We start from the raw sequence: 14232 nt of genomic DNA, 5'->3' as shown, positions 1-14232 counted from the left end.
CCGCGCAACGGAACCAGCGGAGCCAGCAACTCCAGAGTCGACTGATCGAGAATCGCCGACAGGCAGTCGAGCATCCCAGCCGCATCGGCCCGACCATTGTCAAGAGCATAAGTGTCGGTAGTCGTTGTGGTCATGGCTCTCCGTTCAAGGATGGAACCCACCGAATCGTTCGGCGGGCAGCACTCATCGGCCGACCGGCGGTCGGCCCACTGGCAATGGAGGGTTCAGAGAAAGGAAACGTAATGCTCAGGTCGGCGAACCATGAGCTACTCGATATCAGCCGTCCAGGAATCGCCGACTCGACGCCAACATGGCTTGGTGGTCCGGGTGTGAACGACGCGAACTGCACGAGCGGCGGCCGCCAGATGGACATCCAGAAGTGGGGACGCGGTCGTTACCCGATAAAGCTCACCGGTGTAAGCGTCCTGCCCGCCGATCGTGACCTTCAGGTGCCAGTGATGCCCGATGGGATGAAGCGACAGACCCTTCGGACCCGATGGCGCACGGCGGGACCGACGTCGCTCAACCTCCGCACTCATGGCTTGGAGCACGTCGCGGCAATTCTGGGCGGGATCGCCACGCGTGCCACGCGCGATGAACAGATTCCCCGCCATCAGGAACGCTTTCCGTGGAGGACGTCTCGATTCACTGGTTCGACTGACACCTGGCCCCCCATCAATCGGTGGCGACACGCAAGTTGCCGGCATCGCCAAGAAAGTGCGGCTTCGCAGCTGGATGAATGGATCGAACGAATAGCATCATCGGGCGTCGCCGCAGCCAGGGCTATGACACGCTCCTCATGCCCGAAATTCTGAAACCCATTCACGATTATCCTGAAATGTCATCCACGGAATGTGCACTGGACTCGTGGATTTGCCCATTCGCCAGCCTGGCCGTCTCGGTCGGTCTGTCAGCAGCGGGATGCATGATGATCATGCGCGCCTGGTCATGGCGGCATTGCCACCCGCGTGGACATGATCAATCAGAGTGATCAATCGGCGCCAGCGCGTGGCGGGGGAGCGCAGAGAGCCCTGCGGACGACGCAGGGCGCTTAGCCGCGGTCGCTCAACGCTCGTGCCGCTTGTAGGTCAACGGATATGATCGCCACATCGCGCTCTGAAAAGTATGGGACCGTCTCGTGTCGAACGATCGACGTCGTTGCGCCAGGTGTCGATCACCGCTGGCCCAGGACAACCGGCTTACGTTCTGCGCTCCATGCGATGCGACGGTTAGCGGTCTGCGAGATCATCCGCCGCCGGTCCCGGCGGATTTCTGGTCACACCAGGCAATTCTTGATGCCGTCAGCAGGCAGCACATGGGCTACCTGGTTGCCGCTTACCGGCGACATCCGCATCACGGCATCCCGATCTCGCAGGAGATCGTCGGGCACTGGGCTCAGGTGTCGCAGGGTCAGATCAGTAAGATGGAGACCGGCAAGCCAGAACGGCATATCGATCGGCTCAGATTCTGGGCCAAGCTTCTCGGCGTTCCGACCGACCTGCTCTGGTTCGCCGGCTCGACCACCGCAGGTGTCACCGACTTACCGTCCCTGCGGGCCGCTCAAGAGGGCAGCCCTGTGCCGCAGGTCGAGACTCTGTTCGGCGAAACGATTGTGGTGGGCGCCGGTCGAGAAAGGGCCGAGGAAAGTCTCGTTCAGCTCGTGTCGGTGTTGGACCCGCGTGGGGTCAGCAGCTCCGTGTTGACCGCCGCTGAACTCGCCTGTGAGCGGATCGACCTGGACTTTGCTCGCACGCCACCCGACGAGATTCTGGCAACGACGCAGACGTTGATGAGGAACGTTTCGACTCACCTACGTCAACCACAAACATTGCGTGATCATGAACGCCTTGTGCGGCTCGCTGCCCGGCTTTCCGGTCTACGCGCGTGGGCGTGCTTCGACATCGACGACCATCGCGGCGCCGAGAGATGGTACGAGGTCGCGGTGTCTGCCGCCCACGATGCCAAAGCTTGGGGACTGGGAGCCTGGCTGCTCGGAGCCCAGAGTCTCATTCCTTGGCATCGTCGAGACCTCGGTCGCGCTGCCGAACTGATCGATCGGGGAGTCTACTTCGCAGGCCATGGCTCGGATGCGACGACACGTGCCTGGCTGCACGCGCTACGAGCCCGGGCATACGCGGCGATGGGAAACCGCGACGGGTTCGAGTCGTCCTACGCAATGGCCGAGGAGTCAGCTGAGGGCTCCAGCGAACGCGACCGGCGCCACGGAATGGACTTCGCGCAAGGAATTCTGGATCTGCGCTACTACTGCGGCACGAGCAGACTTCTGCTGAAGCAGTCGCAGGAAGCTGTCCCGGAGCTGGCCGGATCCCTCGACGCCCTGCCGGAGTCGCACACCAAGGCTCGCGCAGTTCTGACGCTCTTTCTCGCTGACGCGGCTGCGCAGTTGGGCGACCCTGCCAAGGCTGTCCACCTCACCCAGCATGCACTGGCGTCAACCATCCGTCAGCCGATCGTGCCGATCCTTCAGCAGAGTCGCCGTATTCGCCGGCTGGTTCACCTGCAGGATCCTGGGGCAGGCACCGCCCTGAACGAGGCGGTCCAATCGTTCAGCGCGGCGCTGGCCGCAGTAGCTGCCAAAGCGAAGTCATGAGTCTCACCGGGCTGGGGATCTGGACCGCCCAGTTCGACTTCCAGCCGGCCGAAGTGGTACGCGCCACGGTTCAAGAGCTCGAGTCTCTCGGATACGGCTCGATCTGGATCGGCGAGAACGTCGGTCGCGAGCCCATCGGCCAATCGGCACTCTTGCTGTCGGCGACCCGTCGAATGACGGTCGCGACTGGCGTTGCGAACTTGTGGGCCCGCGATCCACTTTCGATGTTCGCGGCGCAGCACACCCTCACCGAGGCGTATCCCGGCCGCTTCGTCCTCGGTCTCGGCGTCAGCCACCCACGACTTGTCAACGACACGCGGGGCCTGCAGTACGATCAGCCGTTGCGCGCCGTCCGTGAGTACCTGACGACGATGGACCAGATGGGCCAGGCCTACCGGGCGGTGCCAGCCAGCAACACCGTTCGCCTCCTCGCGGCTCTCGGCCCACGGATGCTGCACATCGCCGCGCAGCAAGCAGACGGCGCCCACACCTACCTGGTGCCCCCGGAACACACCGACCAGGCACGGCAGATCCTCGGGTCCGACAAGCTTCTTGTCCCAGAACAAGCAGTTGTCCTGACCGACGACAAGGCGCAAGGCCACGAGATCGGTCGTCGGCACCTCCGCCGATACCTGTCGTTGCCCAACTACACGCGCAACCTGCGTCGGCTCGGCTACACCGACGACGACCTGGACCACAATGGCAGCAATCGCCTCCTCGATGCTCTCGTTGCCTGGGGTGACGAAGCAGCTATCGCCGAACGGATCCAGCAGCACCGTCAAGCCGGTGCAGACCACGTCTGTCTACAGGTCCTCGGCCCCGACTTTCGTGGACTGCCGCTTCCCCAATGGCGGCGCCTTGCTGCCATAGCACGCTGATCACGGAGCGGATCTACCTCCCATGAGCGGTCCGGTGATGAAGATTGACGGCCACACCGTCGGCCATGACGCTGACGGCAAGGCAGTCTCGCGGTCGCCGTGTTCGTCACGGGTGAGGTGACGGGCCGGTCCACCGTCGAGCGGACGAACGGCGACGTCGAACTGCCCCGGCGAATCGTCGATGTACGCCAGCCGGGTGTGGTCCGGCGACAGCGCAAGCGCCGGCCGGAACCGGACTCGGCTCGAAGTCACGGTACTCAGCCATTCGTGGCACCGACGGTCCCCGCAGGCTGGTGAACGCTGGACCATCGCTGAAGGTTGGCGGCGAACTCGGTGACGACCGACGCGAGATCGCGGCCGGCAGCAGTGATCTCGTATTTGGTGCCCTCGCCGATCTCCGGATGCGCGATCAGTCCCTGGTCCTGCAGGCGCCTCAACGAGTCCCGCAACGACTTCGGGTGGGGCGTCGGATTGATCGCTCGCATCAGGTCGGTGAACCGCATGGGCCGGTTCCGCAGCTCTTCGATGATGTCGAAGGCCCACCGATGCCCGTACCGCCGCGCGGCGTCATGGAACAGGCGGGCGTCGACGATTGGCGGTGGAGCCTGGGCCAGGCTGTCGGTGCGCATCTGGAGTCCTTTCCGTGGTGTGCCCAGCGCGAGGCTCGGGAACAGCGACGGACGGCCACCCGCAACAGTCCAGGTAGATCCGTCAGCGATTAACGCCGGTTGATATCTACAAGTCGTGATCCTAGACTGACCGTAGGTTGCTCTGTCAACTGCTGTTTATCGCTGTGGACAACGGCCATCCCGGGAGGTGCGGATGACCGACGACTCGACTGTCGCCCCGCCGACTGCCCTGGCGAGGCGCCTGACCGTGCTGCTCGACACGGTCCTACCGCCTGGTCGCGAGAAGCGGTACAGCGACAAGGAGGTCGCTGCCGCGATCAACGCCAGGGCGGAGGCGCGCGGGGAAGGCGCGACCGTCACGAACGTCTACATCTGGCAGCTGCGAACCGGCCGCCGTGACAACCCGCGCCTCGAGGTCATCCGGGCGCTCGCCGAGTTCTTCGACGTACCGCCGGCGTACTTCTTCGACACCGCCGAGTCGGCCGAGATCGAGCGCGACCTGCTGGCGCTGAAAGGCATGCGCGACCTGCGTGTGCGGGCCGTTGTCGCGCGCCTCGGCGAGATGTCCGACGCGAAGCTCAGCGCGATCCGCGACATCGTCGAGCGGGTGTACAACGCTCCGGAGCCCGATGCCGGCCGGCACTCGACGGGGCCGGCCGAATCACCGTCCTGATGATCGTCGCCTTGTGGCGCTCGGTCCGCTCGAACCCGGAAAGGCCGGAAGGGAGTGGAGAAATGAGTTCGGCGGAGGTTCTACGTCGGTGTCACGACCGGCTCGCCGAGTTGGAGAAGGCTGGGCTCCAGATCCCGGATCCGTTCGACGCCGTAGAGCTGGCCGACCGGGCCGGACGTTGCCTCGGACACAGGATTCGGCTGTGCGGCATCGACATGCCGGCCGGTGCCCCGTACGGGCTCACGCTCTTCACCACGGACGGCGGGCACATCGTCGCATACGAGCGGAGCACGAATCGGCTGCACCGCGACCACATCATCAGCCACGAGCTCGGTCATATCCTGCTCGGCCATGAACCGATGCCGATCGACGATCCGGACGCCGCGAAACTGGTGTTCCCGAGGCTGTCGCCGGAGCTGGTCAGCCGGGTCCTGAACCGCAACGGCACCTACGGCAAGCTCGAGGAGCTGGAAGCCGAGACAATGGCGACCATCCTCATGGAACGGGTCAGTCAGGTCCCTGACGAGCCGGAACTGCCCGGACAAACCGTCGAGGACGCAGCCATCGCGGCGAGGTTCAGCAAGCTGTTCGAGCGGCCGCGATGAGCGGCCCGAGCTACGCGATCTGCGCCATCACCTCGTTCGTCGGCCTCATATTCACCCTCTACATCAACCGTGGCCGGTGGACACCGGGTCGGGCCGGAACCGCTGCCGCGTTCGCCTTTGTCGGGATCGGGATGACGCTGTCCGTGCCGGCCATCGGTGCGGCGGTCGACCGGGCGACGGGACTGAACGAGTTGTGGCGGTTGATCGCGCACCTCTGCGTCATGGGCCTCGTCGCATGCGCGGAGACGCAGCTCGTGATGCTCGCCTTCCCGCCCGAGCAGGCACGCAGACGGATCTCGATGCGGATCTGGATGTCGATCGCGGCCGCGGCAACCCTGACGGCGCTCTACGCCCTGGCGAACCTGCACCCGGGTCCGGTGACGTTCAATGTCGAGGACGCCCGGATTCCGGCGGTCAGCGCGTACCTGCTCGTCTACCTCGCGGCATTCGTCTGGTACACGGTTGACATCGTGCGGTTGGCCTGGCGCTTCGCGCGCGCCACCCCGCGGCCGTGGTCCCGTCGCGGGCTCCGACTCGCGGCGATCGGAGCCGGGTTCGGCTTCCTGTACTGCGTCGACAAGGCCGCGTTCATCGTCGGTTACTGGATCGGGTTCAGGCCGGCGGGGGAGAAGACGATCAGCGCGGTGCTCATCCTGTTCAGTTGCGTCTTCTGCGCGGCCGGCTTCACCCTGCCCGCGTGGGGTCCGGCAATCGACGTCGCGCGGAGATGGGCCGGACGCCGACGGTCCTACCGGCAGCTGTATCCGTTGTGGCGCGATCTCATCCAAGCCAGTCCGGACCTGGTCTTGGACAGCCGACTCGATCATGGCCGGGCGCCGCTGCGTGGCGTCGACTTCGCGTTGACCCGGCGCGTAGTCGAGATCTGCGACGCACGGCTCGCCTTGCGTCCGTGGATCAGCGCCCATGCCATCACCGTGACGGGAGAGCCCGCCAGAGATGAGGCGGTCCGGATCGCGGCCGGCGTGGATGCTCGGCGCCGCGACCGCATGGCAGACGATCCCGACACCGCACCGATTACCGATCCACCCGGCGGCTACGACGGCCAGGTCGCGTGGCTCGTCGCGGTCGCAGGCGTGTACCGGCGCTTGTCCCGGGACCGTGCGCTTGTCGGGACGAGGGTCACGACCCCCGTGACGCGCGAAGCACCTTGAGCACCATTCGCGGTGTGAGGAGGTGTGACGCGGGCTCGATGAGGTGCTGGACCGACGTGAAGGTGCGTCGGACCTCCGTTGAATGCATGGCGGCCCGCTGGATGCGGATCGAATAGCGGTTGAGGAGGTCGACACCGGGTGGCTTGGCACCGGTCGTCTCCGGATACAGGAAATCGGCGCCGGTGGCGAACCGCCAGGGGACGGAGACGATTCGGGCCGCTGCGGGAAAGTACCGCCTCGCCATCATCGGTGACGTGGCGCCATGGCGGTCGATGGCGGCGCCGAGCGCCAGTGCTTGCAGGAGTGCCACAGTCATGCCCTGGCCGTAGATCGGGTTGAACGTGGCTAAGGCATCGCCCACGACAGCGAACCCGGTCGGGATGCGTTTGAGGCGTTCGAAATGGCGGCGTCGGCTGGACGGGAACCGCTGGACCTCGATGTCGGTCAACGGTTCGGCTTTGGCCAGCAGATCGGCGACGGGCGGGTGCGGTAGCGAGCGGGCGTACTCGGCGAACGCGTCCGGGTCGGCCGATGGCGCGTGGCCGTGCCAGCCGCCGAGCGTCACCAGCCACCGGTCGCCCTCGATCGGCAGGACGATTCCGACCTTCTTCTCGTGCGGCGGCGTCGCGACGACGTACAGGGCACCGCCCTCAGCCAGGTCGTCATGTTTGCGGCGCAGAATCCGGCTGGCGTAGCTGACCCCGATCTTGACTTCGGAGACGGTCGGCGTGGGGAAGCCGAGCTCGTCGAGCCACCGGTCGGAGCGCGTGCCGCGTCCGGTGCAGTCGACGATCAGGTCGGCCGGCAGCGTCTCGCCCGAGGCGAGAACCACGCCGGTAATCCGTCCGCCGCTCCCCGCCAGGTGGCTGACGACCGTTTCGCCGCGGATCTCCACGTTCGATGCGGTGGCGAGCCGCTGCCGCATCGTCAGTTCCAGGAGGGGACGGCTGACGCACAGCAGGCGCACTCCCGTCGAGACGAACGGCCACCGTTCGCCGAACCGGTAGAACGCCAGGTTCGGGCCGGCCTCGAACACGGTGGCGCCGTCAGCCTGCAGGTCCTTCTCGAAGCCGGGGAACAACTCCTCCAACGCGTTCAGTCCGGCCACGAGCATCGTGTGAGGATGCGCGCCCTGAGGAGCTCCCGGCCGGGTTACGGGATCGGCAGGGAGGGGGTCACGGTCGAGGACGACGACCCGGTCGAACCGGTCGGCGAGAACCCGGCCGGTCGCAATGCCCGCGACGCTGGATCCGATCACCACGGCCGTTGTTTGCGTCATCGAGAGCGACCCTCCCCGCAATATCGAATAGAACCCCAGAGACGGCGGCCAATCTACCGAAGAGATGTATCTGTGCCACTTTCTCGTACGTACTTGCCTTGCGGGAAGTGGGGTCATGGGGTGTACGCATAGACGACGGCCATTGGCGTGGGCAGGGGGTTGGCGGATGCTGACGGGGACTCCGCGGCAGTGGGAGGTCGGCGGCTGGGCGTCGTCGGCAGTGATCGTCGGCCTCGTCGTTCTGTCGGGGTGCGGCTCGCCCCGGCAGAGCCAACCACCGGCGTCGCCACCTGTCTCTCTCGCGCCCGCCGTGAGCTCGACGCCTGATCCCAACGCGAGCGCGGCGGACAGCGCGCTCGCGGCCTACGCGTCGATGTGGAAGGCGTACATCGACGCCGGCCGTACGACCGATCCGCAGGACGATGAGATCGTGGCCCGCTACGCCGACGGCGACGCTCTGAAGGCGTTGCGGGCTGGCCTGGAGGGCAGCCGGCGCGATGGCCTGGTCTTCAAAGGGGCCGTGACGACGAACCCCAAGGTCGCGAAGCAGACTCTTGAGGCGGTCGACGTGCTGGACTGCCTCGACACGACGGCGTCCACGCGGGTCAAGGCGACACCGGGCGGGACGCCGTTCACCGATACGCCCGGCGGGCGTCGACAGGTGACCGCGACAGTCAAGAACGTCGGCGGGACGTGGAAGGTCATCAGTTTCGTCCCGTACGAGGTGGGGACATGCTGAAGAGACTGGCGGCGGTCGCGTTGTTCGTCGTGATCGTCGGACCGGACTGGGGCGCGACCGCTTCTGCCGACCCGGTCAATCCTGTCGCCTGCGAGGACCACAAACCGGTGCCGGGCTGCGTGGTCAGGGCTCAACGCCCGGGCGCTGGAAGCGGTGGCGGTGACACAAGCGACACCGGTTCGGCCGGTTGTCACGACCGCGACGGGACGCCGGCCCCGTGTTACATCGCGGGACGGGGCTCGCTGGGCTCGGACGGCTGCTACTACGAGCGGGTTGCCGACGGGCCGCCGCCACCCGACGCGCAGGGTCCAGGAGCCTGGTATGCGCGAAGCTGTTCAGCGGATGACCTGAACGGTCCGCTCGGTGTCCCTCTTGCCGGCGGCCAGGTCTGGCTGCCGGATGGTGCCGTGCCGATCAGCCCGGAGGTGCTGGCGCAGGAGGCGGTGTCGCGGCTCGACCTTCCGATCCCGGCGATCCGGCTCAGCCCGGCCCCACCGGCTCCGCAGATCGTTTTCCTGCCGATGTGGGTGTGGCTGGACGCGAGCTCGTGGGGTTCGCGGTCGGCGACGGCGAGCGTGCCGGGCTTGTCGGTGACCGCGACAGCGACCGCGCAGAAGCTGGTCCTGTCGCCCGGCGATGGCGCCACGGTGACGTGTACCGGCCGCGGCGCCGCCTGGACTGCGGGCACCGACCCAGCAGCTGCATCGACGTGTGGTCACACCTACACGAGCCTGCCGCCGCGCGGCGTCTTCACGTTGCGCGCGACGGTGACGTGGTCGGTGTCGTGGGCCGGTGGCGGGGCGGCCGGGACGGTCCCGGATCTGACGACCACGGCCACGGTCGACCTTGAGGTGCGTGAGGCGGGCGCGCTGAATGTGGGTGGGGCGGGCCGGTCATGACGGTCACGGAGTTGGGTGAGCGTCGGGCGGTGGAGGGGGCGGCTCCGGTTGGGTTGCGGCGGGGCCGGAGTCTGCCGCACATCCTGCTGGGCAGCGTGCTGGTTCTGGTCTGCGCGTTGACGTTCGCCGTGACGGCGTTGCGGGTTGATCCGAAGGCGGCAGTGCTGGCGTTGACCGGTGCGGTCCCGGCCGGACACGTCCTGACGGAGGCGGATCTGACGACGGTCCGGGTGGCCGCGGACGCGGCGGTCGCCACCGTGCCGGAGTCGGACCGCCGGAGCGTGGTCGGCCGGTCGGTCCGGTTGCCGTTGGCGGCACGGAGTCTGCTGTCGGCGGAGATCCTCGGCCCGGCGGCGTGGCCGCCGGCCGGGCAGTCGGTGGTGGCGGTGCCGGTCAAGATCGGGCGCTCACCTACCGGGGTGGTCCCCGGTGTGCAGGTGCTCGTGGTGGTGGTGCCGTCGGTGTCGAACACGACCGGCCAGGCGGCCGGGCCGGTGTTGCAGGCGCGGGCGGCGGTGGTCGCGGTGGAGGCGCCGGACACGACGGGGACGACGGTGGTGTCGCTGTTGATGGGGTCGGCGGACGCGGTGCGGGTGGTCGGTGCCGTGGGTGATGTCGCACTCGTGGTTGCGGGGTGACGGGGGTGCTGGTCGCGATCGGGTCGGTGAAGGGGTCCCCGTACGTGACGAGCCTTGCGGTGGCTCTGGCTGCGCGGTGGCCGACGCCGGGTGCGCTGGTGGTGGAAGCCGACCCGGCCGGCGGTGATCTGGCGTTCCGGTTCGGGGCGCGGCGTGAGCCGGGGCTCAGCGAACTGGCCGCGGACACCCGCACCGGCAGGCGCGGGGGAGACCTGGCCGCGTACGCCCGGCCGATCCGGTTGGGGGTCAGCGTGGTCTTCGCGCCGGCGGACCAGCAGCAGGGTCCGCAGGCTGGCGGTGTGGGGCAGGCGGCGCAGGCGACCCGGATGGTGGCGCACAACTGTCTGGATCTGCTGCGGGCGTCGGCTGCCCGGCGGGCGGTGATCGTGGACGTGGGCCGGCTGGGCTGGGATTCGCCCGCTTGGCCGCTGGTGGCCGCCGCGGACGTGTTTCTGGTGGCGATGCGGTCGGGGGTGGAGGCGGTCGACGCGGTCCAGGTGCGGCGGGACCGGGTGCGGTCGGTGCCGGGTCTTCGGTCGGTGCCGCGGCTGGTGGTGGCCGGCAGTCCACTGTGTACGGAGCGGGAGATCACGGAGGTGACCGGGCTACCGGTGATCGGAACCGTTCCGGACGATCGTCGTGCCGCCGACGTATTGGGCGGTCGGGCGGAGCCCGGTCGGGGTTGGACAAGGTTGCCGTTCCTGCGTGCGGCGCGTGCTCTCGCCGCGCGACTGCATGCGGAGGTCCCGGTGCAGGTGTGGCAGCAGGCGCTCCCGCCGCCGCCCGGCCCGGTGCCGGCTGTTCCGTCGTTCGTCGGCCCAGCCGGGCGGCCGTGGCAGGCTCCGGTGTACCGGCCATGACCGTCGTTCACCCGGTGCCGGATCAGCAGTTGGTGCTGGCGCTACGCGCACAGGTCGACCGCCGGTTGGCTGCCGATGCGGAGGCGGGTCGGCCGGTGCCGGTCGCGCAGGCGGTCACCGATGCTCTTGATACTCACGCGCGGCAGGCGCTGCGGGCGGGCCGGCAGCCGCTGGACCCGGCGGCGGAGGCCGGTGTCCGCCGCGCCCTTCTGGACATCTATCAGGGCGTGGCCGGCCTGCAGGCGCTGCTCGACGACCCGTCGATCGAGACGATCAACATCAACGGGTTCGACAACGTGTGGGTGCAGCGCCGCGACGGCACCAAGGCCCGCGTGCACGCGGTCGCCTCCTCCGACGCCGAGCTGGAGGCGCTGCTGCGCGACCAGGGCGTGGCGGCGGCCCGGCGGGGTGGTCATGAGCGGCGGTTCGACCGGGCCGAGCCGGAGCTGTCCGTCCAGCTGGCCAACGGTGCCCGGCTGCACGCGTTGATGGATGTGACCGACCGGGTGTCGGCGTCGATCCGGCTGTTCCCGTCGGGGCAGGACCAGTTGGCCGACCTGGTCGGCAAGGGCGAGTTGACGCCGTACATGGCCGGCCTGTTCGAGGCGCTGGTTCGGGCGCGGCGCAACGTCGTGGTGTCGGGTGGGCCGGCGGTCGGGAAGACGACGTTGCTGGGTGCGTTGGCGAACGCGATTCCGGTGCAGCGGCGGGTGATCGTCATCGAGGACGTCTCCGAACTGCGGTTCGCCCACCGGGAGCACCGGGATCTGACGGCCATCCAGACGCGGATGGCGAACACCGAGGGCGCGGGGGAGTTCGACATGTCGCGGGCGCTGCGGTCGAGCCTGCGGATGAGCCCCGATGTGGTGATCGTCGGCGAAGTCCGCGGCGCCGAAGTGGTGTGGATGGCCAAGGCAATGAGCATCGGCATCGACGGGTCGATGTGCACCGTGCATGCCAGCGACTCCGCGCAGGCGCTGCTGCGCATGGTCGCCTACGCGATGGAGCCACCCGCCCTGTATCCCCGCGGCGCGGCGGTCGCACTGCTCGCCTCGGCGGTGCACGTCGTCATCCACCTGGACGTGACCCCGGACGGGGTGCGGGTGGTGTCGTCGGTGCGCGAGGTCACCGGGACCGACGGCGAACAGATCATGACCAACGAGGTGTACCGGCCGGGGCGGGACAACCGGGGGCGGCCGGTGGTGCCGTTGCGGGCGGAGACCGTCGACCGGCTCGCCGCGGTCGGCTTCGACGCCTCGACTCTGCCTCAGGACCGGTGGTGACGATGCCGGTGCTGCCCGCGCTTCTCCTTGGTGCCGGATTCGGTCTCGGCCTGGCGGTCGTGGTGTCCGGCGTCCGCCGACGGGTCCGTCCACTGTCGACTGTCCCTGGTGGACGGTGGCTGCGGCCGTTGCGCGGGCTGGGCCCGGTACAACTGGCGTCCGGTCTGGCCGCCGCGGCGGTGGTGTGGCTGGCCACCGGCTGGGTCGTCGGTGGCATCCTCGCCTGCCTCGCGGCGTGGACACTGCCCGGGCTGATCATCGGCGCGGAACAGGCCCGGCAGAACCGGCTGCGGCGCCTGGAGGCGATCGCCACCTGGGTCGAGTCGCTCGTCGCCACGCTCGGCGGCGCCGCCGGCCTGGAACAGGCCGTCATCACGACCGCGCCGACCGCCCCGGCACCGATCCGGCCGGAGGTGACGGCGATGGCGGCGGCGTTGCGGGCCGGTGCCCGCCTACCGGACGTGCTGCGCGGCTTTGCCCGCGACGTGGCCGACCCGTTCGCCGACACGGTGACCGCATCGCTGCTGCTGGCCTCGACCCAGGGCGCTGGCTGCCTCGCGGACCCGCTGGGCTTGCTGGCAGCCGCCGTCCGGGACGAGGTGGCCGCCCAGCGGCGGGTCGAGCGGGGACGGGCGAAGGCCGCCACCGACGCCCGGATGATCATCGCGACGACGCTGGTGATGGCCGTCGGCCTGGTCGTGTTCAACCGCGGCTACCTGCGCCCGTACGACAGCGTCGCCGGCCAGGTCGTCCTCGCCGTCGTCGGGGTCCTGTTCGCGGTCGGGTTCCGGTGGCTATCCCGGCTGGCCCGTCCGCGCGAGCTGCCTCGCGTGCTCGATCTGTCCAGTGAAGTGAGCTCGCGATGATGGTCGAGCTGCTCACCGGTGGCGGTTTCGGTGCCGGACTGGCGCTGGTCGCGTACGGCGTTCGGCCGCCGCGGCGTCACCTGGCCGAGGTCCTCGCGGCGCTGCGGAACCCGCCGACGGCCCAACCGGTGGGCCGACGCCGCGCGTACGCGATCGCGGCGGAGCCGGCCCGCCGGTTCGGCCTGCCCCGCGAGCGGGTGCGGCACGACCTCGCCGTCGTCGGAAAGGACCCGGCCCAGCACCTCGCCGAACAGACCGCGGCGACGCTGTTCGGGGCGCTGGTGATCCCGGCAGCGCTGGCGTCGCTCGGATTCGGCGGGCAGGTTCCGCTGTGGCTGGGCATCGTCGGAGCGGCCGCGGGGTTCCGGTGGACCGACGCGGCCCTGCACACCCGGGCGGAGACGCGGCGGGCCGAACTGCGGCATGCGCTGGCGATGCTGCTGAACCTGTTGACGATCAGCCTCGCCCGCGGCGCCGGGGTCGAGCAGGCAGTCGACGAAGCATCGAGCATCTGCACCGGATGGGCAGCCGACCGGATCCGGCAGACGCTGGCGACGGCGCGGCTGTTGCGGCAGCCACCGTGGCAGGCACTCGGCGAACTCGGCGACCAGACGGGGGTCACCGAACTGTCCGAACTCGCCTCCGCCATGGCCCTCGCCGGAACCGAAGGGGCCAGGGTGCGGACGTCGTTGTCGGCACGGGCGGCAGCGATGCGGCAATCAGCGACCGCCGCGATGGAGACGGAGGCGGAGCGGGCCTCGTCACGGATGTCGGTGCCGTTGCTCGTCCTCGGCATCGGCTACCTGATCTTTCTGCTGTATCCGCCGTTGGTGGGGATCGCCCAGACGTTGTAGTTCTTCCTGTTGTCATCCCGAAGCGGGGGAGGCACCCAATGTTCAGCCGGTTCAGCGTGTGGCTGGTGGTTCGGCTCGCGGAGGTGGTGCAGCGTGTCCGTCGCACTCCGGACGCGGGTATGGAGACCGCCGACAAGATCCTGTGGGCGGCCGTCGTCACGATCGTCGTCGGAGTCGTCGGCGCGATCTTCCGGGACAAGCTCCGCGACTTCGCCAACGGCCTGACCGTCACCCTCGGCTGGTGAC

Annotated in this window: 15 protein-coding genes; 13 read left to right on the top strand and 2 right to left on the bottom strand. The window is 68.7% G+C overall.

Annotated elements, in window-relative coordinates:
- Positions 1-1315 precede the first annotated feature (1315 nt).
- Positions 1316-2611 (top strand): helix-turn-helix domain-containing protein, encoded by a 1296-nt coding sequence (locus Vau01_RS49535; protein ID WP_204008042.1) that lies wholly within the window; start codon positions 1316-1318, stop codon positions 2609-2611.
- Complete coding sequence (locus Vau01_RS49530) at positions 2608-3489, top strand: LLM class F420-dependent oxidoreductase (protein ID WP_204008040.1); 882 nt, start codon at positions 2608-2610, stop codon at positions 3487-3489. The genes Vau01_RS49535 and Vau01_RS49530 overlap by 4 nt, the downstream gene beginning before the upstream one ends.
- Before the next feature lie 257 nt (positions 3490-3746).
- Here the strand turns inward: Vau01_RS49530 and Vau01_RS49525 are convergent, their stop codons facing one another.
- On the bottom strand, positions 3747-4118 hold the full coding sequence (locus Vau01_RS49525) for a winged helix-turn-helix transcriptional regulator (protein WP_204008038.1): 372 nt from the start codon (positions 4116-4118) through the stop codon (positions 3747-3749).
- Positions 4119-4311: 193 nt separating this feature from the next.
- Here Vau01_RS49525 and Vau01_RS49520 point away from each other — a divergent pair, with 193 nt between their 5' ends.
- From Vau01_RS49520 to Vau01_RS49510, 3 genes are read left to right on the top strand one after another with little or no spacing between them, the layout of a single operon-like run.
- On the top strand, positions 4312-4791 hold the full coding sequence (locus Vau01_RS49520) for a helix-turn-helix domain-containing protein (RefSeq protein ID WP_204008036.1): 480 nt from the start codon (positions 4312-4314) through the stop codon (positions 4789-4791).
- Positions 4791-5396, top strand: a complete 606-nt coding sequence (locus tag Vau01_RS49515; RefSeq protein ID WP_204008034.1) for a hypothetical protein — start codon at positions 4791-4793, stop codon at positions 5394-5396. Before Vau01_RS49520 ends, Vau01_RS49515 begins: the two co-directional genes overlap by 1 nt.
- Positions 5393-6568, top strand: coding sequence for an MAB_1171c family putative transporter (locus tag Vau01_RS49510; RefSeq protein WP_204008032.1), 1176 nt, complete (start codon positions 5393-5395; stop codon positions 6566-6568). The genes Vau01_RS49515 and Vau01_RS49510 overlap by 4 nt, the downstream gene beginning before the upstream one ends.
- Here Vau01_RS49510 and Vau01_RS49505 read toward each other — a convergent pair.
- Positions 6537-7847, bottom strand: a complete 1311-nt coding sequence (locus tag Vau01_RS49505; protein ID WP_204008030.1) for an FAD-dependent oxidoreductase — start codon at positions 7845-7847, stop codon at positions 6537-6539. The two genes, Vau01_RS49510 and Vau01_RS49505, sit on opposite strands and share 32 nt — an antisense overlap.
- 166 nt (positions 7848-8013) lie before the next feature.
- On the opposite strand from Vau01_RS49505, the gene Vau01_RS49500 reads away from it, so the two are divergent.
- Genes Vau01_RS49500 through Vau01_RS49465 form a run of 8 tightly spaced genes read left to right on the top strand, consistent with a single transcriptional unit; the run spans position 8014 to position 14231 of the window.
- Positions 8014-8586 (top strand): hypothetical protein, encoded by a 573-nt coding sequence (locus Vau01_RS49500; protein WP_204008028.1) that lies wholly within the window; start codon positions 8014-8016, stop codon positions 8584-8586.
- Positions 8580-9485, top strand: coding sequence for a hypothetical protein (locus Vau01_RS49495; RefSeq protein WP_204008026.1), 906 nt, complete (start codon positions 8580-8582; stop codon positions 9483-9485). The genes Vau01_RS49500 and Vau01_RS49495 overlap by 7 nt, the downstream gene beginning before the upstream one ends.
- The gene (locus Vau01_RS64860) at positions 9482-10123 is read left to right on the top strand and encodes an SAF domain-containing protein (protein ID WP_204008024.1); all 642 of its coding nucleotides are present in this window, start codon (positions 9482-9484) and stop codon (positions 10121-10123) included. Before Vau01_RS49495 ends, Vau01_RS64860 begins: the two co-directional genes overlap by 4 nt.
- On the top strand, positions 10120-10983 hold the full coding sequence (locus tag Vau01_RS49485; protein ID WP_204008022.1) for a CpaE/TadZ family protein: 864 nt from the start codon (positions 10120-10122) through the stop codon (positions 10981-10983). Before Vau01_RS64860 ends, Vau01_RS49485 begins: the two co-directional genes overlap by 4 nt.
- Positions 10980-12266 (top strand): TadA family conjugal transfer-associated ATPase, encoded by a 1287-nt coding sequence (locus Vau01_RS49480; protein WP_204008020.1) that lies wholly within the window; start codon positions 10980-10982, stop codon positions 12264-12266. Before Vau01_RS49485 ends, Vau01_RS49480 begins: the two co-directional genes overlap by 4 nt.
- A gap of 2 nt (positions 12267-12268) precedes the next feature.
- A complete protein-coding gene (locus Vau01_RS49475; RefSeq protein WP_204008055.1) occupies positions 12269-13132 on the top strand; it encodes a type II secretion system F family protein in 864 nt (287 codons plus the stop codon).
- On the top strand, positions 13129-13986 hold the full coding sequence (locus Vau01_RS49470) for a type II secretion system F family protein (RefSeq protein WP_239152550.1): 858 nt from the start codon (positions 13129-13131) through the stop codon (positions 13984-13986). Before Vau01_RS49475 ends, Vau01_RS49470 begins: the two co-directional genes overlap by 4 nt.
- 38 nt (positions 13987-14024) lie before the next feature.
- On the top strand, positions 14025-14231 hold the full coding sequence (locus tag Vau01_RS49465) for a hypothetical protein (protein WP_204008019.1): 207 nt from the start codon (positions 14025-14027) through the stop codon (positions 14229-14231).
- Position 14232: the final 1 nt, after the last annotated feature.

The sequence above is a fragment of the Virgisporangium aurantiacum genome (assembly GCF_016863635.1).
GTDB classification, from domain to species: Bacteria; Actinomycetota; Actinomycetes; order Mycobacteriales; family Micromonosporaceae; genus Virgisporangium; species Virgisporangium aurantiacum.
The sequence above is the reverse complement of the archived record's forward strand: the minus strand, read 5'-3'. Positions and strand labels throughout refer to the sequence as shown.